General features: G+C 73.6%; 24 protein-coding genes. 8 read left to right on the forward strand and 16 right to left on the reverse strand.

The features are described 5' to 3' along the window. Positions 1-24: 24 nt before the first annotated feature. On the reverse strand, positions 25-1458 hold the full coding sequence (locus tag ACFYXV_RS06375) for a lamin tail domain-containing protein (RefSeq protein WP_389382155.1): 1434 nt from the start codon (positions 1456-1458) through the stop codon (positions 25-27). Between the two features lie 396 nt (positions 1459-1854). Here ACFYXV_RS06375 and ACFYXV_RS06380 point away from each other — a divergent pair, with 396 nt between their 5' ends. Together ACFYXV_RS06380 and ACFYXV_RS06385 are read left to right on the forward strand one after the other, a co-directional pair. Beyond that, positions 1855-2472: a hypothetical protein gene (locus ACFYXV_RS06380; protein WP_389382156.1), complete on the forward strand. Its 618-nt coding sequence runs from the start codon at positions 1855-1857 to the stop codon at positions 2470-2472. Positions 2473-2599: 127 nt separating this feature from the next. Next, positions 2600-2788, forward strand: coding sequence for a DUF6381 family protein (locus ACFYXV_RS06385; RefSeq protein ID WP_389382157.1), 189 nt, complete (start codon positions 2600-2602; stop codon positions 2786-2788). A gap of 4 nt (positions 2789-2792) precedes the next feature. Here ACFYXV_RS06385 and ACFYXV_RS06390 read toward each other — a convergent pair whose 3' ends face one another. The 4 genes from ACFYXV_RS06390 to ACFYXV_RS06405 form a co-directional block, all read right to left on the reverse strand. Continuing rightward, positions 2793-3284: a flavin reductase family protein gene (locus ACFYXV_RS06390; protein WP_385470509.1), complete on the reverse strand. Its 492-nt coding sequence runs from the start codon at positions 3282-3284 to the stop codon at positions 2793-2795. Positions 3285-3310: 26 nt separating this feature from the next. Next, positions 3311-3709, reverse strand: a complete 399-nt coding sequence (locus tag ACFYXV_RS06395) for a VOC family protein (RefSeq protein WP_385470511.1) — start codon at positions 3707-3709, stop codon at positions 3311-3313. A gap of 78 nt (positions 3710-3787) precedes the next feature. Continuing rightward, positions 3788-4165, reverse strand: a complete 378-nt coding sequence (locus ACFYXV_RS06400; protein ID WP_385470513.1) for a hypothetical protein — start codon at positions 4163-4165, stop codon at positions 3788-3790. A gap of 284 nt (positions 4166-4449) precedes the next feature. Beyond that, the gene (locus tag ACFYXV_RS06405) at positions 4450-4647 is read right to left on the reverse strand and encodes a CsbD family protein (RefSeq protein ID WP_389382158.1); all 198 of its coding nucleotides are present in this window, start codon (positions 4645-4647) and stop codon (positions 4450-4452) included. Positions 4648-5029: 382 nt separating this feature from the next. Here ACFYXV_RS06405 and ACFYXV_RS06410 point away from each other — a divergent pair, with 382 nt between their 5' ends. Next, positions 5030-5296, forward strand: a complete 267-nt coding sequence (locus ACFYXV_RS06410; RefSeq protein ID WP_389382159.1) for a protealysin inhibitor emfourin — start codon at positions 5030-5032, stop codon at positions 5294-5296. A 92-nt stretch (positions 5297-5388) separates the two neighbouring features. Here ACFYXV_RS06410 and ACFYXV_RS06415 read toward each other — a convergent pair whose 3' ends face one another. The 3 genes from ACFYXV_RS06415 to ACFYXV_RS06425 form a co-directional block, all read right to left on the reverse strand. Then, entirely contained in the window at positions 5389-5634 is a 246-nt protein-coding gene (locus ACFYXV_RS06415) for a DUF5133 domain-containing protein (protein WP_389382458.1), read from the reverse strand. A gap of 149 nt (positions 5635-5783) precedes the next feature. Then, positions 5784-6050, reverse strand: coding sequence for a DUF4235 domain-containing protein (locus tag ACFYXV_RS06420; protein ID WP_385470519.1), 267 nt, complete (start codon positions 6048-6050; stop codon positions 5784-5786). A 189-nt stretch (positions 6051-6239) separates the two neighbouring features. Further along, positions 6240-6608, reverse strand: a complete 369-nt coding sequence (locus ACFYXV_RS06425; protein WP_385470521.1) for a PRC-barrel domain-containing protein — start codon at positions 6606-6608, stop codon at positions 6240-6242. Between the two features lie 222 nt (positions 6609-6830). Between ACFYXV_RS06425 and ACFYXV_RS06430 the strand changes: the two genes are divergently transcribed. Both ACFYXV_RS06430 and ACFYXV_RS06435 read left to right on the forward strand, forming a co-directional pair. Continuing rightward, positions 6831-8063, forward strand: coding sequence for a M20 family metallopeptidase (locus ACFYXV_RS06430; RefSeq protein WP_389382160.1), 1233 nt, complete (start codon positions 6831-6833; stop codon positions 8061-8063). 506 nt (positions 8064-8569) lie between these two features. Continuing rightward, positions 8570-8989 carry a subtilase-type protease inhibitor gene (locus ACFYXV_RS06435; RefSeq protein ID WP_389382161.1) on the forward strand — a complete coding sequence of 140 codons (420 nt, stop codon included), beginning with the start codon at positions 8570-8572 and terminating at the stop codon, positions 8987-8989. A 79-nt stretch (positions 8990-9068) separates the two neighbouring features. Here the strand turns inward: ACFYXV_RS06435 and ACFYXV_RS06440 are convergent, their stop codons facing one another. After that, the gene (locus ACFYXV_RS06440) at positions 9069-10706 is read right to left on the reverse strand and encodes an FAD-binding oxidoreductase (protein WP_389382162.1); all 1638 of its coding nucleotides are present in this window, start codon (positions 10704-10706) and stop codon (positions 9069-9071) included. A 61-nt stretch (positions 10707-10767) separates the two neighbouring features. Here ACFYXV_RS06440 and ACFYXV_RS06445 point away from each other — a divergent pair, with 61 nt between their 5' ends. Then, positions 10768-11448 (forward strand): TetR/AcrR family transcriptional regulator, encoded by a 681-nt coding sequence (locus ACFYXV_RS06445; protein ID WP_389382163.1) that lies wholly within the window; start codon positions 10768-10770, stop codon positions 11446-11448. Positions 11449-11463: 15 nt separating this feature from the next. Here ACFYXV_RS06445 and ACFYXV_RS06450 read toward each other — a convergent pair whose 3' ends face one another. Beyond that, on the reverse strand, positions 11464-12507 hold the full coding sequence (locus ACFYXV_RS06450; protein WP_385470531.1) for an aldo/keto reductase: 1044 nt from the start codon (positions 12505-12507) through the stop codon (positions 11464-11466). A gap of 98 nt (positions 12508-12605) precedes the next feature. On the opposite strand from ACFYXV_RS06450, the gene ACFYXV_RS06455 reads away from it, so the two are divergent. Beyond that, positions 12606-13235 carry a TetR/AcrR family transcriptional regulator gene (locus ACFYXV_RS06455; protein ID WP_385470533.1) on the forward strand — a complete coding sequence of 210 codons (630 nt, stop codon included), beginning with the start codon at positions 12606-12608 and terminating at the stop codon, positions 13233-13235. 13 nt (positions 13236-13248) lie between these two features. Here the strand turns inward: ACFYXV_RS06455 and ACFYXV_RS06460 are convergent, their stop codons facing one another. The 3 genes from ACFYXV_RS06460 to ACFYXV_RS06470 form a co-directional block, all read right to left on the reverse strand. Continuing rightward, positions 13249-14052: a polysaccharide deacetylase family protein gene (locus tag ACFYXV_RS06460; RefSeq protein WP_385470535.1), complete on the reverse strand. Its 804-nt coding sequence runs from the start codon at positions 14050-14052 to the stop codon at positions 13249-13251. A 172-nt stretch (positions 14053-14224) separates the two neighbouring features. Continuing rightward, positions 14225-15088 (reverse strand): hypothetical protein, encoded by an 864-nt coding sequence (locus tag ACFYXV_RS06465; protein WP_389382164.1) that lies wholly within the window; start codon positions 15086-15088, stop codon positions 14225-14227. Between the two features lie 199 nt (positions 15089-15287). Then, complete coding sequence (locus tag ACFYXV_RS06470) at positions 15288-16121, reverse strand: class I SAM-dependent methyltransferase (protein ID WP_385470539.1); 834 nt, start codon at positions 16119-16121, stop codon at positions 15288-15290. 211 nt (positions 16122-16332) lie between these two features. Between ACFYXV_RS06470 and ACFYXV_RS06475 the strand changes: the two genes are divergently transcribed. Then, positions 16333-17376, forward strand: a complete 1044-nt coding sequence (locus ACFYXV_RS06475; RefSeq protein WP_385470541.1) for a substrate-binding domain-containing protein — start codon at positions 16333-16335, stop codon at positions 17374-17376. Here ACFYXV_RS06475 and ACFYXV_RS06480 read toward each other — a convergent pair. The 3 genes from ACFYXV_RS06480 to ACFYXV_RS06490 are packed head-to-tail and all read right to left on the reverse strand — an operon-like array spanning position 17360 to position 20948. Next, complete coding sequence (locus ACFYXV_RS06480; RefSeq protein ID WP_389382165.1) at positions 17360-18070, reverse strand: sulfite exporter TauE/SafE family protein; 711 nt, start codon at positions 18068-18070, stop codon at positions 17360-17362. The genes ACFYXV_RS06475 and ACFYXV_RS06480 overlap by 17 nt on opposite strands. Continuing rightward, the gene (locus tag ACFYXV_RS06485) at positions 18067-19515 is read right to left on the reverse strand and encodes an amidohydrolase family protein (protein WP_389382166.1); all 1449 of its coding nucleotides are present in this window, start codon (positions 19513-19515) and stop codon (positions 18067-18069) included. The genes ACFYXV_RS06480 and ACFYXV_RS06485 overlap by 4 nt, the downstream gene beginning before the upstream one ends. Next, positions 19512-20948 carry a uracil-xanthine permease family protein gene (locus ACFYXV_RS06490; protein WP_389382167.1) on the reverse strand — a complete coding sequence of 479 codons (1437 nt, stop codon included), beginning with the start codon at positions 20946-20948 and terminating at the stop codon, positions 19512-19514. Before ACFYXV_RS06490 ends, ACFYXV_RS06485 begins: the two co-directional genes overlap by 4 nt. Between the last annotated feature and the right edge of the window lie 85 nt (positions 20949-21033).

Consider the following 21033-nt stretch of genomic DNA (forward strand, 5'->3'; position numbering starts at 1 on the left):
CGGGGCGTCCCGGGGCGGGGGGGATCAGCAGGTGACGGTGCCCCTGCGGAGGGCGTGGCCGCCGGTGTTGCCGTCGTCGGACCAGTACACGGGCTTGGTGCCGCCGGAGCACTCCTCGGCTCCGGCGAGGGCGAAGCCCTCGTTGTTGAGGTTCGGCATCGCGCTCGGGCGGTCGTAGGTGGCGGCGGGCCCGAAGGTGCCGGAGGACCCGATCTTCATGGTGCGGTGCCGGCCGTCGCAGGTGTCGTCGCAGACCAGCCACAGCCGCGCGGCCTGCGGCTCCCACTGGAGCTCCATCACGCCGGACATGCCACTGGCGATCGTGGCGACGCGGGTCGCGGCCCCGCCGTCCTGCAGGACGTACCCGTAGACCGTGCCGGTGCCCTCGCCCCCGAGGAGGAACACGCCGCCGGTGTGCGCCCCGTACCGGTTCGGGTCGTACGCCGTGCCGGTCGACTCGTCCTTGAAGCCGGCCGCGGTCAGGGTGGCGTCGGGGATCCATGTGATCGCCTCGAAGCCGAGGTTGGAGCCGACGGAGGGCAGGCCGGCCGTCAGGTTCCACTCCTTCGTGGCGGTCAGGGCGCTGCCGGAGCCGGTGGTGACGTCGTAACGCAGCACGGACAGGCGGCTGGTGCCCGACGCGTCGCCGTTGCGCTCGGCCGCGACGTACGCGCCGCCCGCCGCGCCGGCGGCGGTCAGGGTGACGGCCTCGCCGTCCGGGCTGCCGGAACCGCCCGGATAGCGCAGGGACTTGCCGGAGGACCAGCCGTTCGTGGTGTCCGGGCGCCAGCCGCCGGAGCCGTCGCGGACCAGTCGCCACAGCTTGCCGGAGTTCTGGGCGCCCCAGAGTACGGAGCCCTCCTGGTACAGGCCGCTGAGGTCCTCGCCGAACACGTTCGAGCCGTCGGCCGTGGCGACGGAGCTGCCACCGGGCCAGGGCACCGGGTTCGTGCCGCCGCCGTCCCCGGAGCCGCAGTCGTTCGGGGCGCCGAGGGTCAGGGCGGCCTTGCCGAAGGCTCCGGTGCCGTCGGGGCACCGCGACCAGGACGGGCTGGAGTGCCCGCTCCAGCCGAAGCTGTCGACCAGGGTGCTGCCGTCGGGGAGGTAGAGGCGGGCCTTGTCGCCGGAGCCCAGACCGAACTCCCCGTCCACGTCGAAGGCGCGGGCCGTCCCCGGGGCGAGCCGCGTCCCCGACGGGATCTTGAACTTCGAGCTGTTGTCGTCGTCCTTGAGGATCCAGCCGGAGACGTCGGCGGTGGCCGTGCCCTTGTTGAACAGCTCGATCGAGTCGTCGACGCTGCCGGTGGTGACCACCTCGTTGATGCGGACGTCGTCGGCGGGGGCGGCGTGCGCCGCGGGCGCGAACAGCAGCGCCGCGGCGGCCAGCGTGGAGCCGGCGAGGACGAGGCGGAGCGGGGCGAGGCGGGGACGCCCTCGGGATGTGCCTGCTTCGAGCACGGTGACCGTCCGGGGAGGAGTGGGGGCTGGGGGCGTGTGGATCAGGGTCGGGCCGACCCGGGCCCGGCCCTGATCCACAAGAGACCCCTCGGGGCCATACGAGGGTCCCGGCCGGCGCCGAACGCCCGTCGGCGTCCGACGGGTCGTCATGTGAACGCACGAAGAACGCACATCACAGCCGGCCGCCCTTGCGCACGGCGCCCGGCCCGGCCGCCACACCGTCGCGCGGAGTGGGCTGCACCCACTCTCGGTGACCGCTGGTTTGAGGGCCGTCAGTCTGGTCAGACGCCAAGGGCCACTCCCCTGCCGCGCGCCGCGGCACGCGTCGGGGGCGGCCCGCACACGACCGCCGCGGCGGGGTGGCGGGCGAGACGTCCAAGCGATCGGAACAGCGCCATGGAGACCCCCTTCCAGAGCCCGGAATCCCGTTCCTCCCCCGCGGCGACGCGGCAGCGTCTCCTCACGGTCTACCTGAACGACCACCTCGCGGGCGCCGGCGGCGGCGTCTGCCTCGCCCGCCGCATGGCACGGACCCAGCGCGACACCCCGGCGGGACCGCTCCTGGCCGAGCTGGCCGGGGAGATCGCCGAGGACCGGGAGAGCCTGCGCGAGATCATGACGGCCCTCGACGTGCCCGCGCGCTGGTCCCGGGTCGCCATGGGCCGTCTGGCCGAGAAGGCGGCCAGGGTCAAGCTCAACGGCCGGCTGATGGGCCGCTCGCCGCTGAGCGACGTCCTCGAACTGGAAGCCATGCGGCTCGGAGTCGAGGGCAAGGCGTCGCTGTGGCGGTCGCTGGGGACCCTCGCCGAGACCTCGGCCCCGCTCGACCCGGCCGCGGTCGGCCGTCTCCTGGACCGCGCCGAGCGGCAAGCGGTCGTACTGGAGAGGCTGCGGGTGAGCGCCGTCGGCCGGACCTTCACCGCCGGCGCCCGGGCCCCCGCCCGGGCCGGCCGGGACCGGGCCCGACGCACCGCACGCCACCCGCTGGCCCGAAAGGCCCGGTGGGCGTCATGAGGGTCGTCGTCACCGGCTCCGGCGGCAACGCGGGGACCAGCGCGGTCAAGGCCCTGGCGGCCGACCGTACGGTCACCGACCTGCTCGGGCGTCGCCCGCCGCCGGCCCACTGACCCGAGGAGCGGACATGGACGGAGAAAGCTGGCCGAACGAGCGGGTTCGGCAGATGCGCGACAAGGCCGAGGAACTGGAGCGGGCGGCGCAGCACGCCATGGATCCCGGTGAGCGGCAGCGGCTGCGGGACAGGGCCATGCGCGTGCGCGAGAGGAGCGAGCGGGAGTACGGCAAGGGCAGCGGGACCATGGACCCCATGTAGCCGCTCAGGCGGGGTGGCCCGGGTCGATCTGCTTGACGTCGCCGTACCGCAGCAGGGCGGGCGCGGTCCGGGCCGGTGGGGAGACCTCCGTGGGTGCCAGGACGAAGCCCACGTGGTCCCCCGCGTCCATCCGCTTCTCGATGCGGCCGACGAACCACGCGCGGGCGCCGGCCAGCAGGGGGCTGCCGTCGGCGCTCGGCCGCCAGTCGACACGGGCGAACTTGTCCACCCGGTCGCCCGTCTCACCGCCGAACAGTTCCGCCAGCGGGCCCTCGCCGTGGTCCAGTACGTGCACCGCCAGATGGGAGGCGGCGCGGGACACGCGGAAGGTGTGGTTGAGCTTGGAGAGCCACACCACGAAGCGCGGCGGCCGGATCGAGCACTGCGAGGCGAAGCCCACGAGGCAGCCCGAGCGTTCGCCCGAGGCGGCCACCGTGACCACGTACACGGGGCCGTCCAGGACGTCGGCGAACGCGTCGAGCTCGGTCTCGGCCACCACTTGCTCCCTCGGTGTTCCGCTGTCTAGGGGACGACGACGGCCAGGGCGAAGGCGTGGCCGGCCGGGTCGGCGTAGCGCCGCAGGGTGGTCCGGCTGCCCGGCACGGCGCCGTCGTCCTCCGCGGCCACCGGGCGCGCCCCGAGGGCCACGGCCTCGCGCTCGGCCTCGTCGAGGCTCCGCTCCTCGACGAGGATGCGCACATGGGCCTGCCGGGAGCCCTCCGGGAGCGGCCAGCTGGGCGGTATGTGGCCGGGGTCGCGGCGGACTCCGAGGACCACTCCGGTGGGGCCGGTGACGAGGAGGAGCTCCCCGTCGCCCGGGGCCGGTCCCGCCGTGGCACCGAGCAGTTGGGCGTAGAACTGCGCCAGCAGCTCGGGCTCGGCGCTGTCCAGGACGAGAACGGCTGTCTTGGGTACGGTCATGCACCCCGTGTGCCCCGTGCGGGCACCCGTACACGGTGCGTACACGGTGCGTGCGCGGCGTGGGCCCCGCTCGATCCCTCAGGAGCGGATGCGGAGCCCGATCTCCCGTTCCTGGTCACCCGATACGGCTCCCATGTCCTCGACCGTGAAGTTGCCGACGAGCGCGGCCTGTACCCGCTCCACCGCGCGGGGGCCTCCCTGGAGGGTGACGCTGACCGCGTCGTTCAGCCGTACGGGTGCGGACTGGCGCCCGGCCGGTTCGGCCGGCTTGGCCGCGTCGAGGACCGCGCTCCACACGGTCGCCGCCCGACCGCCTTCCGCCGCGCCGCCCGCGCCGGGCTCCGCGGGGAAGGAGCGCTCAAGGAGGTCGAGGACGGCGCGGGCGTCCTCCGCGGAGCAGTCGCCGACCGCCACGACCACCTCGGCCACCGGGATGTCCTCGTCGTGTCTGTCCATCGGGGGACCTCTCTCGTGCGTGCGGCATCGGTGTGCGGAACGTGCAACGTGCGACGTGGAAGCCGGATGCGGAATCCTGGTGCGGAACCCTCCCCGCTCCGAACGTGCCACAGGGGTCGGGGCCCCGCATCATTTGCCTCCGCCCGGCGCGGGGGCCGGCGCCGGGGGCCACACCAGGAACAAGACCGGGAACAAGACCGGGAACAAGACGCGGCCCCGCGGCGCCGGAGCGCCGGGGGCCGCGCCTGGTCACCCACGAGCCGCGAGGGGCCCGCCGGGCGGCGTCAGGTCCTGTCGCGCTTGTCGCTCAGGGAGTCCTGGATTCCGCGGACGCGCTCCTCGGTCTCGCTCAGGGTTTCCTTGGCCTTGCCCTTGGCTTGGTCCATCTTGCCCTCGGCCTTCATCCGGTCACTTCCGGTGATCTTGCCGGCGGCTTCCTTGGCCTTGCCCTTGGCCTGGTCCATCTTTCCCTTGTCAGCCATGGTGAACTCCTTGGTGTGGGGTCTCAACGGGGCCCAAACTAGATGAAATAGGACTATTGCGCGCGGCGGGGCCGCCGTTTGCCACGCGCCCGAGGATGGGATTCGCCGTGTCGACAGGGGCGGGCTACCAGCGGTACCCCCGGCAACCGTCTGCCCCGCGAAGCCCCTCGCATGCACAGGAATTTCGCATTCCGCGCTCGGTTCCGGGCGCCCGGCCGCCGCGGCGCCGCGCGGCCACTTTCGGACATATCCCGCCGATGCCGCGCCCAGAGGCGCACGGGGGACTTTCGGGGGCAGGCGAGAGGGTGTCCGTACCGCGCGCCACGCCCATCCGGCCGACCGGGCCGGCCACGCGGGGCGCTCGATTCAAGGAGGTTTCACCATGCTCATCACCGTCACCCGTACCGGCGGCTTCGCGGGCAGGGAACGGACCGCTTCCCTCGACACGGAGTACCGGAGCGACGGCGCCGAACTGGAGCTGCTGGCGGAGCGGGCCCTGAGCGGGGAGTGCCCCGCGGACCGGGCCTCCGTGCCGGACGGGTTCCACTACGTAGTCCACATCGACGGCAAGCTGGTGGAGTTACGGGATCCGTACCTCACCGACGAACAACGGCAGCTAATCGCCACCGTCTTGGGCGAAGGCGCCTGACCGGCCCGGCCGCCGGCGCTGTTCCGGACCTCCCGGGCCCGGAACAGCGCCGGCGCCGGCTCGGGCTCGGTCGGTCCGCGTCGAGCCGGCCCTCAGACCGCCGCCGCTGCCGCTGCTGCCGCTGCCGTGCCGTCTGCGTCGACGAGCCCGGCGGCCGCCATCCGTTCCCGGGCCGAGGCCAGGGCGGCGTCGACATCGCGCGTCCCGGTCGACACGCACAGGGTGTACACCACGTCCTCAAGCCGCTGCCGCAGCGGTTCCCGACGGTCGCCGGCCCGGAGCTGCGACACCGTCCCGTACTCCTCCACCAGACGCGCCAGCACCGCAGGGTGAGCCATCAGCACGGTCTCGCTCCTTCACACGTCGCCTCACGGGGCCCGAACGCCACCTGCGCACCGTGTGCCCCGGGCGGGGGATCCCATGCGCCCCACGCGTCGTACTGGCCGATAGTGCGCCGCGCCGCACCGCGGACCACCGGTCCCGGGGTTCAGGCCGGCCACGTACCCGACACGCGGCGTACGGCCACCGCCCCGGACCGCTGGACGGCCGCTTTGACGAGCGAGAAGATCGCGCCCTGAATCGCGGCGGCGATCAGTATCTCGCGCCAGCGCCGCTCCTCGTCCGTGGCGTTCGGAGCGTCGTCCTCGTGTCCGGCGAGTTTCCAGACCTCTTTGAAGAGCGCCCCGGCCAGCAGGCCGGCGCCGGCTCCGAGGGCCAACCCGACCGGCTTGTAGGCGACTTTCGATGCCTTCATCGCACGCACGCCTCCTCTTTCCCTCTCTTTTCCCTCGCTCTTTCCGTCACCGCGCAACCCGACGCGGCTCCCCGACGCCTGAGCGCCGGGGAGCCGCCGCGGGCCCGCCGCCTCCGGGGTCAATGCCCGGAGCGGTCCCGTTCGCCCGCCCGGCGCCGGGCTCCGGCGTCGGGCGTCGGGCGTCGGGCGTCAGAAGATGCGGCCGCCGTACAGGCCGCCGATGCCGTAGTACGTACCGATTTCCGCCCGGTAGGCCTCGTCTTGCAGGTGGTGGTCCCGGTGGAACTCGGGGGCGTTCTTGATCTGTTCCCTGGTCTGGTCGACGTGGATCCGCTCTTCGTCGACGTCGATGCGGGAGACGGTGCCGGCGGGGAGGAGGACCTCCTTGCCGAAGATCCACGGACCGGTGTCCACCACGATGTACGCGGATCCGGCCTCGTCCGAGTGCTTGTCCACCTTGCCGATGCCGCCGTCGACCGCCTCGACCTTGAAGCCCGTGAGGTCGACGCCCCGCAGACGGCCCGAGGTCTCGCGATAGCCCCACACGTTGTCCGTCATGAAAAGTGCCCTCCGTCGTGGTCGGGTCGGACTCTCGTAACAGCGCGCCTGCCCCTCGTCCCCGCTCCCACACCCGACCATCCGGATTCCGTGACCCCGCGCGGCGCAGCCGCCGCCGGGCCGCTCCCCTCTACCCTCTGCGGTCAGAGTGGTACGCGATCACGGGCGAGGTGCATGCGGCGTGGAACGGGAGCTGCCCGAGGGCGTCGCGGGGGCGGGTCGGTGACCGCCGCCCGGGAGTCGCTGTCGGGGCTGCTCGCGGAGGCGCACGCCCTCCAGCCCGACACCGTGGCCCTGCGCCGCGCCATCCACCGCCACCCCGAGCTCGGGGCGCACCTGCCCCGCACCCGGCAGGCCGTCCTGGACGCACTGGCCGGGCTTCCGCTGCACCTCGCCACCAGCTCCGCCCTCAGCTCCGTCACCGCGACCCTGGAGGGCGCCCTGCCCGGTCCGACGGTCCTGCTGCGCGCCGACATGGACGCCCTGCCCCTGGAGGAGGAGAGCGGCCTGGACTTCGCCTCCCGGGTGCCGGGGGCCATGCACGCCTGCGGACACGACGCGCACACCGCCATGCTCGTGACGGCCGCCCGGCTGCTGTCCGCCCGGCGCGCGAAGCTGGCCGGGCGCGTGGTGTTCATGTTCCAGCCCGCGGAGGAGTCCGGCGGGGGCGCCCTGCAGATGATCGGCGAAGGGGTGCTCAGGACCTCGGACGGCGCGATGGCGGACCACGCCTTCGCCCTGCACCTCACCACCCGCTTCGACAGCGGCACCCTCCACCTGCGCCCGGGGCCGACGTTCGCGGCGTCCGACCGGTTCCTGGTGACCGTCCGCGGTCGCGGCGGGCACGCCTGCGCCCCACACCTCGGCCTGGACCCGGTACCCGTCGCCTGCGAGATCGTCCAGGCCCTGCAGAGCATGGTCACCCGTACCGTCGACGTCCACGATCCGGCGGTGGTCACCGTCGCCTCGGTCCACGCCGGTACGGCGGCCAACGTCATCCCCGACACGGCGGAGATCGTCGGGACCTTCCGCACTCTCCCCCCCGCCACCCGGCAGCTCGTACGCGAGGGAATCACCCGCGTCGCCCACCACGTCGCCGCCGCCCACGCGGCCCGCGCCGAGGTCACGCTGACCGAGGGCTACCCGCCCGTCGTCAACGACCCCGCGCGCACCGCCGCCCTCCACGACACCGCGGTCGAACTCCTCGGTGCCGGCCGGGTCCACGAGCTGCCCCGGCCGTTCATGTGGGCCGAGGACTTCTCGTACGTCCTGGAACGGGTTCCGGGCGCGATGGCCTTCCTGGGGGCCCGGCCACCCGCGATCCCTCCCGCGGACGCGGCCGACCTGCACTCCTGCCGGGTCGTCTTCGACGAGGAGGCACTGGCAGCCGGGGCGGCCCTGCACGCCGCCGCGGCCTTGCGGGCCGGGGACCCGGGCGTGGCGGACGGCGGCTGAACCGGCGCGCGTACTTGGTGCGGGGCGCGGTGCGGCCCGCGCGGCGTCCGCGGTGAGCGCCGGAGTGCTCAGCAGGCAGGCCGCCAGCCGGCCACGACCTCGCCGACAGGATCCTGGCGCCCGGACTGGGCTTCGCTGACCGCCTCCGCGACATGGTGAGCGGCCGGGGCAAGGCCTCCCGAACCACCCCGGCCCGCTCCGCAACGGCACTATCCGGTCAGCCTGGATGGCCGTTCGGTGAATCGCGCGCGGCCGACAGCAGGTCAACGGCCTGCGATCGACCCCTCACACCGCGTGTCACGCTCCGTTTACGCGTGATCGCGAAGGGCGCACACGGGGGATGAGCTGGCAGAACGACCGTTCGGTCGCCGGTAATCGAACGCCGTGTCCGTAAATCGGTCATCGATGTGCATACGACCTTCGCACCAGCAAGACTCAACGTCGTCCAGCCGATACACCGCAGCCAAATGCTGCATCTGTCCTTCGAATTGAAAGAGAGTCCTGTCGTGCGTCACCGCATCGCCGCTGTCACCGCCGCCGCCCTCCTCCCCCTCGCCGGGGCCGCCGGGATCGCCGAGGCGCAGCCCGCGAGCCTGTACGCCCCGTCCGCCGTGGTCCTCGCCGTCGCCCCCGGCGACGGCAACGCGGACGTCTCACGTGCGGTCGCCCTCAGCTGCGCACCGGCCGCCCAGGGCACGCACCCCGACCCGCAGGCCGCCTGCGCGGCCCTCACCGCCACCGGCGGCAGCCTCAACGGGCTGCTGGCGACCCCGGACCGCAACCGCGCCTGTCCGATGCACTACGACCCCGTCACCATCACCGCGGACGGCGTCTGGAAGGGCAGCCGCATCGCCTGGAAGCACACCTTCTCCAACGCGTGCACGATGTCCGCGACCCTCAACGGGAACGCCGCCTTCTCGTTCTGATCCCGCCGCCCCGGCGCCCTCCGACCCGGGCCGTGCCGTTCGGATCACGGCGGGCCCGGGCCGATCCGAAGGACACGTCCTAGCTCCGCTCCCCGTCGAAGAGCACTCCGGGGTTGAGGATCCCCGCCGGGTCGAGCGCACCCTTCGCGGCCCGCAGCGCCCGGGCGAACGGCTCCGGGCGCTGCCGGTCGTATCCGGGCCGGTGGTCCCTGCCGACGGCGTGGTGGTGGGTGACGGTCGCCCCGTGCGCGCCGAGCACCTCCATCGCGGCGGACTTGATCTCGTCCCACATCGCGACCTCCGAGCCGCGCCGGGCGGGGGCTATGACGGTGAAGTAGGGGGCGGGGCCGTCGGGATAGACGTGGGTGAAGCGGCAGTTGATCATTCCCTCAGCGCCGGTGACCTCGCGCACGACGGCGCCGAGGTCCCGGTGCACGGCCTCGTACAGGGCGTCGGCGCGGTCCCAGGTGCACGCCGTCTCGAAGGTTTCGCTGATCACGCTCATCCGCGCGAGTCCGTCGCGCAGGTAGGGCATGCGCAGGAAGGCGGAGCGCCACGCGCCGGCTGCGGAGTCACCGGCGGAGGCGTCGGCGGAGGCCGCGCCGGTGCCCCCGGCCGGCGAACCGCCGTGGTCCCGCGCGAGGGCGCCCAGTTCGGCGAGCCGGCCGGAGACGGGGAAGTGCGCGGACTCCGCGCCGAGGACCAGTACGCTCCGGCCGCCGCCGCCGGCCACGCCCGCGAGCGCCGCCTCGCCCGGATCGAGCAGCCGGCAGTTCGCCGGGTTCAGCCCCGACTGCGCGATGGCGCGCACCGCTGCGGCCGCCGCCTTGAAATCGTCGAACACGAACGAGGCGGAGGCCTTGTGGCGGGGCCGGTCCTGGAGCCGCATCCACGCCTCGGTGATCACTCCGAGCGTGCCCTCCGATCCCAGGAAGAGCCGGTCGGGAGAGGGACCCGCACCCGAACCGGGCACGCGCAGCGACTCGTTGACGCCGGCCGGGGTGACCACGCGCAGGGACTCGGTCAGATCGTCGATGTGGGTGAGGAGCGTGGCGTAGTGGCCGCCGGCCCGTGTCGCCAGCCAGCCGCCGAGGGTGGAGAACTCGAAGCTCTGCGGAAAGTGGCGCAGGGTCAGCCCGTGCGGGCGCAGCCGGGCTTCGAGGTCGGGCCCGAGCACGCCCGCCTGGATCCGTGCCGCCCTGCTGGCGGTGTCGATGTCGAGTACCCGGTCCAGGCCGGCGAGGTCGAGCGAGACCACTCCGCCCCGCCGGTCCCCGCGGTACTCCACTCCGCCGACCACGGAACTGCCCGCCCCGTACGGCACGACGACCACGTCCGCGCCCGCGGCCCAGTCGAGCACGTCCACGACGTCCTGTTCGCTGCGGGGGAAGGCGACCTGGTCGGGAGCCCCTCCGAGTTCGCCGCGCAGAGCCCGTACGACGTCACGGTAGGCCTTGCCGTAGGTGTGCCAGGCGCGGTCCGGCGGGGTGTCGGACATCAGGTGCGCGAGGGAGGAGGGCGGGGAGATCCGGGGCTTGGGCAGCTCGACGGAACGGACGTCGGGCACGGGCAGCGGGGTGCCGGCCGCTCCGGGGACCAGTGCGCCGAGCGCGACGCACTCGCTGTCCGGCAGGGCCTTGTCCTCGGCGCCCCAGCCCCACCAGGAGCGGCGCGGCCGGGGTGACGCGGCGGGGGCGGCGGGCGCGGTCTCGGTCATGGAGATATAACCCTTCGGTAATTTACCGCTTGGTAATTTACTCCACCGTATAGTTCACCTCATGGACTCCACAAGCGCCGGCGCCGTACCGGCCCTCCCTCCGAACACCTCGCCCCCGCCGGGCAGGCGGCGCGGCAGACCGGCGGGGACGAAGGGCGTACCGCGCGCCGAGCGCGAGGAGCAGATCCTCGCCGCCGCCGTGGAGGAGTTCGGCCGGCACGGGCACGCGTCCGCGTCCATGGCCGCGATCGCCGCCCGCGTGGGCGTGACGAAGCCGATGATCTACGCCTACTTCGACTCGAAGGACGGGCTCTACCTCGGCTGCCTCGAACACATCGCCGCCCGCGTCATCGAGGCCATCGACACGGCGATGGCGGGCGGACCGGCCACCCCGGACGGGGAACGGCTCCCCCACGCCGTCCTCAGCGGACTCTTCACGGCCCTCGAGAGGCAGCGTCACGCCTGGTTCGTCCTCTACGACCGGACCTTGCCGCCGGGATCCGAACTGCGCCTCGCCGCCCAGCGGCACCGCGAGACCATCGACGCGCTCGCCGCGACGGGCACCGCGGCCCTGCTGAGCGGCCACGGCAACGAGGACCCCCTCGACGCCGACGCCCTCAAGCACGTGTGGACGGGCACCGTCAGCGCGCTCATGGGCTGGTGGATCGCCCACCCCGACCAGTCCGCCCGGGACATGAGCGCCCGCTGCGCCCGACTGCTCACGGCCGTGCGCACCCCCTGATCCGGCGCCCCGCCGTCAATGCGCCTGGACCACCGGGGGGTTGAGGCGGGCGAAGCCGGGCTGGCGGTGATAGGGGAAATAGGGGTAGGGAGCCGGGCGGGCGCCGGCCCGGTCGAGCCTCGCCATCTGCTCCGGGGAGAGCGTCCAGCCCACGGCCCCGAGGTTCTGCCGCAGCTGCTCCTCGTTGCGCGCGCCGATGATGACGGAGGACACGGTCGGCCGCTGCAACAGCCAGCGCAGGGCGATCTGCGGGATCGCCCTGCCGGTTTCCCGGGCGACCTCCTCCAGGGCGTCGACCACGCGGTAGAGGTGTTCGTCCTCCACCGGCGGCGCGAAGTCGGCGGTGTCGTGCAGCCTGCTGCCGGCCGGCAGCGGCCGGCCCCGGCGGATCCTGCCGGTGAGCCGCCCCCACCCGAGGGGGCTCCAGACGATCGCCCCGAGTCCCTGGTCGAGCCCGAGCGGCATCAGCTCCCATTCGTAGTCGCGGCCGACGAGGGAGTAGTAGACCTGGTGGGCGACGTAGCGCTGCCGGCCGAGGCGGTCGGCGGCGGCCAGGGACTTCATCGCCTGCCAGCCGGAGAAGTTGGAGACGCCGAGGTGCCGGACCTTCCCGGCCCGGACCAGGTCGTCCAGGGCGGAGACCGCCTCCTCCACGGGGGTGCCGGCGTCGAAGGCGTGCAGCTGGAAGAGGTCGATGCGGTCCGTGCCGAGGCGGCGCAGCGCCTTGTCGACGGAAGCGATCAGGCGGGACCGCGAGGTGCCCGCGTCGCCGGGGGCGTCGCTCGTGGGCAGGCCCGCCTTGGTGGAGATGAGCACCTGGTCGCGGCGGCCCTTGAGGGCGGCCCCCAGCACCTCCTCCGACGCGCCGTCGGAGTAGACGTCGGCGGTGTCGAACATCGTGACGCCGGCCTCGATGCACACGTCCACGAGGCGACGGGCCTCCGCCACTCCCGTACTGCCCCAGGCCCCGAAGAGCGGTCCCCGTCCGCCGAAGGTCCCGGCGCCGAAGCTGAGCGCCGGAACCTGAAGCCCGGACGCACCCAGTCGCCTGTACTCCATGACGAATCCCCTCTCACACCCAACTAATGGGGCTGCGGTTCCGTTAAGATGGCCCCAGCGTAGCAACGCGAGAGAGTTAATGGAACAGGAGTCCCGTTATGGAGTTCACGGAAGCCGCAGCCGACCCGGGAACCGCCCGGCCCGGAGGGCGTACGGCGCGGGTACGGGCGGCCGTGCTCGGTGCCACCGCGGACGTCCTGGCCGAGCAGGGCTTCGCCCGTCTCGACCTCGCCGACATCGCCCGCCGCGCGGAGGTGGGGAAGACCACCGTCTACCGCCGCTGGGGGACGGTCACCGGTCTCGTGACCGACCTGCTGCTGGACATGGCGCAGCAGTCGGTGCCGCGCACGGAGACGGGTTCGCTCCTCGGGGACCTGACGGCCAACGCCCGGCTGGTGCGGCGGACGCTGGCCGATCCCCGGCAGGGGGCGCTGTTCAAGGCGGTGATCGCGGCGGCCGGCTCCGACCCGAAGGCGGCGGAGGCCCTGTACGGCTTCTACTCCGCCCGCGTCGAGGAATGGGCGCCCTGTGTGGAACAGGCCGCCGCCCGCGGCGAGGTGCCCGGGGGCACGGACGCGCACGAGGTGATCCGCGCGACCTCCGCCCCCCTCTACTACCGCCTCCTGACCACGCCCTTCCCGCTCGACGAGGCCGACGCCGACCGCGCCGCGGGGGCCGCGGCGGCGGCGGCGCGAGCGGGGGCGTACGTACGGGAGGGTGCGGCCTGAGCCCGCGTGCGCCCTACGGGGTGGTGCGGGCCGGGAAGGTGAAGCCGTAGCCCTGCCCCTTGAGCCAGGGCAGGTACTGCTCCAGCGCCGCGACCGTCTCGCTGCGGTCACCGCCGCCGTCGTGGAAGAGCACGGTCGGCTGCTCGGGCAGCTTGCCCTCCAGGGCGGCGACGATCGCCGGCAGGCCCGGACGGCTCCAGTCCTTGGGGTCCACGCTCCAGCCCAGCGGCCGCATCCCGCTGGCGGCGGCGATGGCACGGCTGTCGGGCGTGAAGGCCCCGCCCGGTGCGCGGTAGTAGTTCACGGCGACGCCCGGCACGGCCTTCTCGATCATGGCCTTGCCGTCGAGTATCTGCTGCCGCTGGTAGGCCACGGGCTTGTGGTCCATGGTCACGTCGTGGTCGACGGAGTGGTCGCACAGCTGGTGCCCCTCGGCGGCGACCTCGCGCACCAGCTCGGGGTACTTCTGCGCCCTGGTTCCGATCATGCAGAAGGTGGCCTTGACGTGGTTCTGCTTCAGCACCTTGAGGACCTGCGGGGTCCAGCGGGGGTCCGGACCGTCGTCGATGGTGATGGCGACGTCGCGACCCGGGCCCTGGGCCAGCCGGGAGATCCCCAGCGGGATCCCGCCGGCGCCGTGGGCCGGCTCGAAGCCGTGGGCCGGCTCGGATCCGGCCCCGGAACGGGAACGCCCCGCCGAGCCGTCCGTGGCGGCGAGGGCCGGCGTGCCGGCCGCCGCGAGGAGAAGGGCGAGGACGGTCCCCGCCACGGCGGATCCCGCCCGTCGACGACGCGCGGAACTGCTGGTGATGCCCATGGACGCGCTCTTCCTTTGCGCTCGACCCCCGGAACCCGCGATTCCGATCCAGGGTAGGTCACGCGCGGGGGCGGCCACCTCACCCGATCGGCCCATGCGCCCCGCCCCGGGCCGGAGGAAATTTCCTACAGGCCCGGGGAGGCACGTGCGCGGCGCCCGCGGTACGGGTCGGTCAGGCGGTGGCCGGCGCCGGAGTGTTTTCCGTCTCCTTCTCCGTCCCGGCCGCCGCTCCCCCGGCGACGGCCGGAACCGCATCCGCCTCGCCGTGGCGCGGGAGGGCCGTGTAGTACACGGTCGCGCCCTGCTTGACGCGCTCCACCAGGCTGCGGGCCACCAGTCGCTCGGTGGTCGTGCGCACCAGGTTGTCGCTGACGTTGCGGGCCGGGTCCGCGGACTTCAGCGCCTGGGCGATCTCGCGGGCCGTCTTCGGCTCCGCCTGTCCGCTCAGGTGCCGATGGATCAGCTCGGCCAGCGGGACCTGCTTCTCCTTGGCGGCGACGGGCTTCGCCTTGGCGGGCTCCTTCGCGGCCTTCACAGCCTTCACAGCCTTCACCGCCTTCGTGGCCTTCGCGGGCCCGGCCGGCGCGGGACTCTCCGGCGCGGCCTTCACGGGCTCGGCCGGAGCGGTCTTCACGGGCTCGGCCGCCTCGGCCTTCACGGCGGGCGCCTTCCTGTCCGCCGTGTTCTTCGCTGCCGTGTTCTTGGCGGCCGTGTTCTTGGAGGCCGTGCTCTTGGCGGCCGGCTTCCTGACGGTCGCCTTCCGGGCCGCCGTCTTCTTCGCGGCGGCGGTCGTACCGGCGGCGGTCGTCGCGGTCTTCCCGCCGGTGCGCGGTGCGGGCACCGGCGTCACGACGTCGCCGAGGGCCGCCCGCATCCCCACGAGGAGTGCGTGGTCCTGCTCCAGACCGGCCAAGCGCCCCTGGAGGGAGGCGATCTCCTCCCGGATGCGTTCCTGCTCACCGGTGTTCAGGTCGAGGTCGGCGGCGACCTTCTCTGCGTACTGGGACTTGAGGGTGGGAATCTCCCGAGCGGACATGATGGCTCCTCGAATGGACGGTGTTGCGCGCGGACTCTACCCAGGTGACCTGTGAGGTGTGTGAGTTTGTGCAGTACACGACCCAAAGGAAGCGCCCGCGGCCACAGTTGTCACACCACTCGGACCGGCGCGTCCATGATGTGCGTCCGCCGGCCGCTCCCCATGATCCGCGCGGTTCGCCTGCCTGTCACGGGTGGGGTCACGGGCGGCTGGCGGTGACCAGGTAGTAGTCCAGGATCCGCTGCTCCCAGGCGGCGTGGAAGTTCCGGGGCCACGTGCCCGGCTCCCAGAGGCGTGCGAGCCAGCGGTCCCAGCCGGGCCAGACCTGCGGACCGATCGAGGTGATCCGCACATCGGTGAAACCGGCGTCCGTCAGGGCCTCGTCGAGCCGCGAGACGGGCCGGGCGATGTCCAGACCGCTGGCGAACGAGTCGAGCAGCCCGGCGAGCCGCTCCGCCGGAGCGGACGCCCCCTCGACACTGAAGAAGCTGGCGACGGCCACCCGCCCACCGGGACGCAGGACCCGCGCCGCCTCGCGGGCGAAGGCGGGCAGGTCCGGGAAGTGCTGGGCCGCCTCGACGCTGTAGAGGCAGTCGAACTCGGCGTCGCCGAGCGGCAGGCTCTCCGCCGCCCCGAGCACGAAGCGCAGCCTCGGCGGCCGGGCTCCGAGGAGGAGGGCGTTCGCCTCGCGGGCCCGCCCCAGCTGCTGGGGGTGGATGTCCACCCCGGTCATCTCCGCGGGCCCGTACTCCTCCAGGGCGAGGGCGCAGCCGAGGCCGAGCCCACAGCCGATCTCCACGACCCGGCCGCCCGCGGGACCGACCGCGTCGAGCACGTGCCGGTAGAGGTCCTGCTCGCTGCGGATCCGGTCCCCCTGGGACAGCGGCCGTTCGAGATCGACCGCCTGCCAGTAGCCGAAGTTGATGAACCCGCCGGCGAACACCGGTACGGCGCTCAGATCGGCCGGCCCGTACGTCTCCCACACTTCGGGCCGCACGACCGGAGCGGGCTTCTCTTCAGGGGTCCCCGACACCACCCCACCACCTCCTCGCGACGGGGCGCCGCGCCCCGAAATCCCCAGTGTGGCCCGTGGATCCCCGGCGCGACAGGGGACCCGCCCGGCCACGCCGGGCGCGGGGACCGGGTGGTGGGCGATCATTGGCCGACCCGCAGGGCGCTTCCGCCGTGCGGTTCGGCGAGGATGACGGGGTCGCCCGTCCGCCACACGTGAGGAGTCCGCGCAGATGCCCGCGTCCGTTCCCGGTCCCAAGCCTCCGACGATCGCGGATGTCGCGCGGGTCGCCGGGGTGTCCCGCACGACGGTCTCGCACGCCCTGAACGGACTCGGCAAGGTCGACCCCCGCACCCGGGAGCGGATCAAGCAGGTCGCCGCCGAGCTCGGATACCGGCCCAACCTCAGGGCGCAGCGGCTGCGGCGCGGACAGGCCAAGGCCATCGCGCTCGCCTCCTCCATGCCGTTCGCGGTGGCCGGCGGGCCCTCGCGGCTCGGGTTCTACATGGAGATCGCCGCCGCCGCGGCCGAGAGCGCCCTGCTGCACGACTACGCCCTCGTCCTCGTGCCGCCCGTCCAGTCCGGCTCCGGGCTGCACTCCGTCGACATCGACGGGGCGATCGTCGTCGAGCCGGACGTGAACGACCCCGCGACGGCCCGGCTGCGCGAGCGCGGCCTGCCGTACGTGGCGCTCGGCAGGCCCGTCTCCCCGGACGAGCAGGTTCCGTACGTGGACCTGCGCGGCGGGCCGGTGGCCGGGATGCTCCTGGCCCACCTGCGCGAACAGGGCGCCGAGCGGCCGGCGCTGATCATCGGGTCCGGCGAACGGCACTCCTCCGTCGACGCGCGCGAGGCCTACGCGCGCATGGCGGCGGAGCACGGCTGGCCGCCGGTCGTGGCCACCGCCCCCGAGGCGGGCGGCGAACAGGCCGGATACGAGCGCTGCGCGGCCCTGCTCGCCGAGCATCCCGCCACCGACGCCGTCTGCGCGCTGGTGGACGCCTTCGCGGTGGGCGCGGTCCGGGCCATCCGGGACAGCGGGCGGACCGTACCGGACGACGTCATGGTCGTCACCCGGTACGACGGACTGCGCGCCCGCACCTGCGATCCGCTGCTCACCGCCGTCGACCTGCACCTGGACCGGGCGGCGGCCGACGCGGTGGAACTGCTGCTGGGGCGGCTGCGGGGCGCGGAGGGCGTGCCGGTGGTGGCGACGGCGCCCGCACCCCGGCTGGTCGTACGGGCGTCCTCACTGCGGGTCAGGCCCCCAGCATGAGGACCGCCCCGGAGACCAGGGCGAACAGCAGGACGAACACGCGCGTCCTGCGGGCGTCCAGGCGGTGGTGCACCGAGCGGCTCAGCCACGCCCCGGCGGCGATCGCCGGAAGCAGCAGGAGCGCCCAGCCCAGGTCCCGGACACGGCCCTGCCCGGTGGCGAACAGCAGGACCAGCGAGGCCACTTCGCCGATGAGGAAGCAGACGGCGACGGTGGCGCGCAGTTCGGCGGGCGGCCGGTGCTGGTACACCAGGGCGAGCGGCGGACCGCCCACACCGGTCGCGGTCTCCGTCAGCCCCGTCACCGCGCCCGCCCCGACGTAGGCGGCCCTGCCGGGGGTGAACACGGGAGCGGCCAGACTCACCACCGCCGCCAGCACGGTGGCGGCGCCCACGAACAGGCCCAGGCTGCGGTCCGGGATCAGCCAGAGCAGGGCCAGCCCGCCGGGGGTCGCGGCGAGCCGGGCCGCGGTGATCCAGCCGGCGCCGCGCAGGTCCAGCGCCGACCGCTCGCGCCAGGCGACGTACAGGTTCAGCGGGATCATCGACGCCAGCACGAACACGGGGAGCAGGCCGGGATCGAGGATCCCCGCCACCGGGGCGACGATCAGGGCGAAGCCGAGCCCGCTGCTGCCCTGGACGAAGGCGGCGAGGGCCACGGTCAGGGCGAGCGCCGTCAGCGCCCCGGCGGTCATCGTGCGGTGTCCCGCGCGCGGGCCGCCGTGGACGTGGGGTGGACCCGGATGATGGGCGCCCCTTCCACGGCGACGCGCGCCAGTTCGGCCGCCCGCCGTACGAGCGCGGGGCCGTCCCATCCGGCGGGCAGGCCGCGCCACAGGCGCATGCGGCCTGCGACGAACACCGCGGTGATCTGGTCGCGGTTGCCGCGCCGTACCAGCTCCCACGGCAGGTCCCAGGAGAGCGCGAGTTCGGGTCCGGTGACATCGACGAGGAGGAAGTCCGCGGCCAGGCCCGCCGCGACGGTGCCGGTGCGGGCGCCGAGCCCGACCGCGTCGGCTCCGCCCCGCGTGGCGTGTTCGAGCCAGGTCCAGCCGGCGCCGCACGAGGAGTCGCCGGTGGCGAGGCCGTACGCGATGCGCTGGGCGAACTCGGCCGCGTCGGCGAGCCGGAAGCCGTCGCCCCGGGTGCCGTCGGTGCCGAGTCCGAAGCGGATGCCGCGATCGGCCATGGCGGTGGCCGGGGCGACGGCGTTGCCCTTCCAGGCGCTGGCGACGGGGTTGTAGCTGACGGCGGTCCCCGTGTCGGCGAGCAGGGTCAGCTCGCGGGGGGTGAGCAGGGTGGCGTGCGCGGCGAGCAGCTGCGGGCCGAGCGCGCCGATGTGGTGCAGGTGTTCGAGCGGGCGCCTGCCGTGGCGCACCAGCGACCGCTCGACGCCCGCGAGGTGCTCGTTCACGTGGATCTGCACGGTGGCCCCGGCTTCCGCGGCGAGGGAGGCGGTGCCCCTGAGGGTGGGATCGGTGGCCGCCTCGGGCACGGAGACGGCGAGCGAGGCGTGGACGAGCGGGTCGCCTTCGTACCGGGCCAAGTGCTCGCCCGCGGCGTCGAGTACGGAGGCGTCGCCCGTCGCGGCGTCGTCGCAGACCAGTCCCAGGACGCAGCGGATGCCGGCGTCGCGGGCGGCCGAGGCCACGACGTCGACGTCCACGCCGGTGCGGTTGCCGGCGTCGGCGACGGTGGTGAACCCGCCGCGCAGCGCTTCGAGCGCCGCCAGTTTGGCCGCCGTGTACGCCGATTCCTCGTCCAGGGCGCCCTCCAGCGGCACCCAGACCCGGCGGAAGATCTCCGAGGGCTCCCCGTAGGCGAGCGCGGAGCCGAAGCTCTGCGTGAGGTGGTGGTGGGCGTCGACGAAGCCGGGCATCAGGAGATGGCCGGGCAGCCGGACGGGGTCGAGCCGCGGATGGGCGCGCTCCAGCTCCTCGGCGGGTCCCACGGCCCGGAACAGGCCGTCGGCGACGACGACGGCCGTGCCGTCGGCGGGGCCTTCGGGCAGCAGCACGGCGTCCGGTACGAGGAGGAAGGGGCCGGACCCGCCGAGGAGTTCACGGCGGAGGTCGTGGCCGAAGTCGCGGGTGACGTCGTGGGTGACGTCGTGGGTGAGGTCGTGGGTGCGCTGGTTCATCGGTCGCTTTCCGTACGGGCTGCGGCGACGCGCGCGGCGTCACCGGGCCTGATGTGGTGGAAGAGGAAATGGAGCAGGGCGGCGGTGAAGGCGCCGACGGCGACGCCGCTCTCCAGGAGGATGCGGAGGTTCGGCGGAAAGCCCGCGTACACGCCGGGAACGAGGATGGGCAACAGGCCGAGCGCGAGGGCGACGGCGCAGACGAGGGTGTTGGTGTGCCGGTCGAGGTCCGAGCGGCCGAGCATCTGGATGCCGAGCACGGTGATGACGGCGAAGACGACCATGGCCGTGCCGCCGATGACGGCGGACGGGATGACGCTGATGGCGCGGGTCACGGGCGCGAGGAAGCCGATGGCGATGAGGACGAGGCCGGCCGCCGCGGTGACGAAGCGGCTGCGCACGCCCGTGACGCGGACGATCCCGATGTTCTCGCCGCTCGTCACCATCAGCGGCAGTCCGAGGAAACCGCCGGCGAGGGAGGTGAGCGCGTCGCCCCGGATGGTCCTGGGGACGGCGGTGCGCCGGTCGATCTCCTTGCCCACGGCCTCGGCGTTGATGACGGTCTGGCCGGTGGCCTCCGCCATGGAGGCGAGGCTGTAGAGCATCAGCGGCAGCGCGGCGACGAGGTCGAACCGCGGTGAGCCGAAGGGCAGCGGCTGCGGGACGTTGAACAGGCCGCCCTCGGCGGCGCGCCCGAAGTCGACGGTGCCGAGGACCGCCGCGAACGCGGTGCCGGCGAGCAGGCCCAGCATGACGGCGAGTTGGCGCAGGACACCGCTGAACAGCAGGTGGCAGACGACGGTGAAGCCGATGGTGGCCATGCCGAGACCGAGGTTCACGGGATCGGCGAACCCCGGCTCGCCGGGGCGGCCGGTGACGAGGACGGCCCCCACCTTCACCAGATTGACGCCGACGATGACGATCATCGTGCCGATGACGAGGGCGGGGAAGAAGGCCAGCAGCCGCGAGAAGACGGGGAGGACGACGAAGGAGAAGAGCGCGGTGAGGATGACCGCCCCGGTGGCCGTGCGCAGGCCGTGCTGATCGGCTATGGCGAGGAAGAGGACGAGGGGCGCGCCGCCGGGGAGCATCACGAACGGGAGCCGGGGGCCGAACTTCCAGGGCCCGAGGGACTGGATGAGGGAGCCGGCGCCGGAGAGCACGAAGGCCGCGGAGAGGAGGTCGACGGTCAGGCGGGGGTCGAGGCGGAGGGTGGCGCTCATCAGGAAGATCGCCGAGATCGGGGTGGCCGCCATGACGAGGACGTGCTGGATGCCGAAGAGGAGGATCCGGCCGAGGGGGCGGGACTCGTCGACGGGGTGGACGCCGTCGTTTCGGGGGCCATCGGGGCCGGCGTCTTCGGGGCCGGCGGTGTGGGAGCCGGGCGTCGGGGGCTGGTGGGTACCGGGGAGGGCGTGGCGGGGGCTTGACACGTTCGAGCTCCGATCGGCGTTCGACACGTACGGGTTCAGCCGCGATCCAGCCCTGGACGGGAGCCAAATCGATGTGGCCAAATCG

Origin of the sequence: Streptomyces sp. NPDC002181, from assembly GCF_042890485.1 — a bacterium.
Lineage (GTDB): Bacteria > Actinomycetota > Actinomycetes > Streptomycetales > Streptomycetaceae > Streptomyces.

Coding starts and splice junctions, on each gene's coding strand:
- ACFYXV_RS06485 (WP_389382166.1), bottom strand. CDS start 19,515: ATGAACCAGCGCACCCACGACCTCACCCACGACGTCACCCACGACGTC.
- ACFYXV_RS06425 (WP_385470521.1), bottom strand. CDS start 6,608: ATGACGGACAACGTGTGGGGCTATCGCGAGACCTCGGGCCGTCTGCGG.
- ACFYXV_RS06455 (WP_385470533.1), top strand. CDS start 12,606: ATGGAGTTCACGGAAGCCGCAGCCGACCCGGGAACCGCCCGGCCCGGA.
- ACFYXV_RS06395 (WP_385470511.1), bottom strand. CDS start 3,709: ATGACCGTACCCAAGACAGCCGTTCTCGTCCTGGACAGCGCCGAGCCC.
- ACFYXV_RS06415 (WP_389382458.1), bottom strand. CDS start 5,634: ATGGCTCACCCTGCGGTGCTGGCGCGTCTGGTGGAGGAGTACGGGACG.
- ACFYXV_RS06475 (WP_385470541.1), top strand. CDS start 16,333: ATGCCCGCGTCCGTTCCCGGTCCCAAGCCTCCGACGATCGCGGATGTC.
- ACFYXV_RS06410 (WP_389382159.1), top strand. CDS start 5,030: ATGCTCATCACCGTCACCCGTACCGGCGGCTTCGCGGGCAGGGAACGG.
- ACFYXV_RS06445 (WP_389382163.1), top strand. CDS start 10,768: ATGGACTCCACAAGCGCCGGCGCCGTACCGGCCCTCCCTCCGAACACC.
- ACFYXV_RS06440 (WP_389382162.1), bottom strand. CDS start 10,706: ATGACCGAGACCGCGCCCGCCGCCCCCGCCGCGTCACCCCGGCCGCGC.
- ACFYXV_RS06400 (WP_385470513.1), bottom strand. CDS start 4,165: ATGGACAGACACGACGAGGACATCCCGGTGGCCGAGGTGGTCGTGGCG.
- ACFYXV_RS06460 (WP_385470535.1), bottom strand. CDS start 14,052: ATGGGCATCACCAGCAGTTCCGCGCGTCGTCGACGGGCGGGATCCGCC.
- ACFYXV_RS06450 (WP_385470531.1), bottom strand. CDS start 12,507: ATGGAGTACAGGCGACTGGGTGCGTCCGGGCTTCAGGTTCCGGCGCTC.
- ACFYXV_RS06405 (WP_389382158.1), bottom strand. CDS start 4,647: ATGGCTGACAAGGGAAAGATGGACCAGGCCAAGGGCAAGGCCAAGGAA.
- ACFYXV_RS06465 (WP_389382164.1), bottom strand. CDS start 15,088: ATGTCCGCTCGGGAGATTCCCACCCTCAAGTCCCAGTACGCAGAGAAG.
- ACFYXV_RS06420 (WP_385470519.1), bottom strand. CDS start 6,050: ATGAAGGCATCGAAAGTCGCCTACAAGCCGGTCGGGTTGGCCCTCGGA.
- ACFYXV_RS06385 (WP_389382157.1), top strand. CDS start 2,600: ATGGACGGAGAAAGCTGGCCGAACGAGCGGGTTCGGCAGATGCGCGAC.
- ACFYXV_RS06380 (WP_389382156.1), top strand. CDS start 1,855: ATGGAGACCCCCTTCCAGAGCCCGGAATCCCGTTCCTCCCCCGCGGCG.
- ACFYXV_RS06480 (WP_389382165.1), bottom strand. CDS start 18,070: ATGACCGCCGGGGCGCTGACGGCGCTCGCCCTGACCGTGGCCCTCGCC.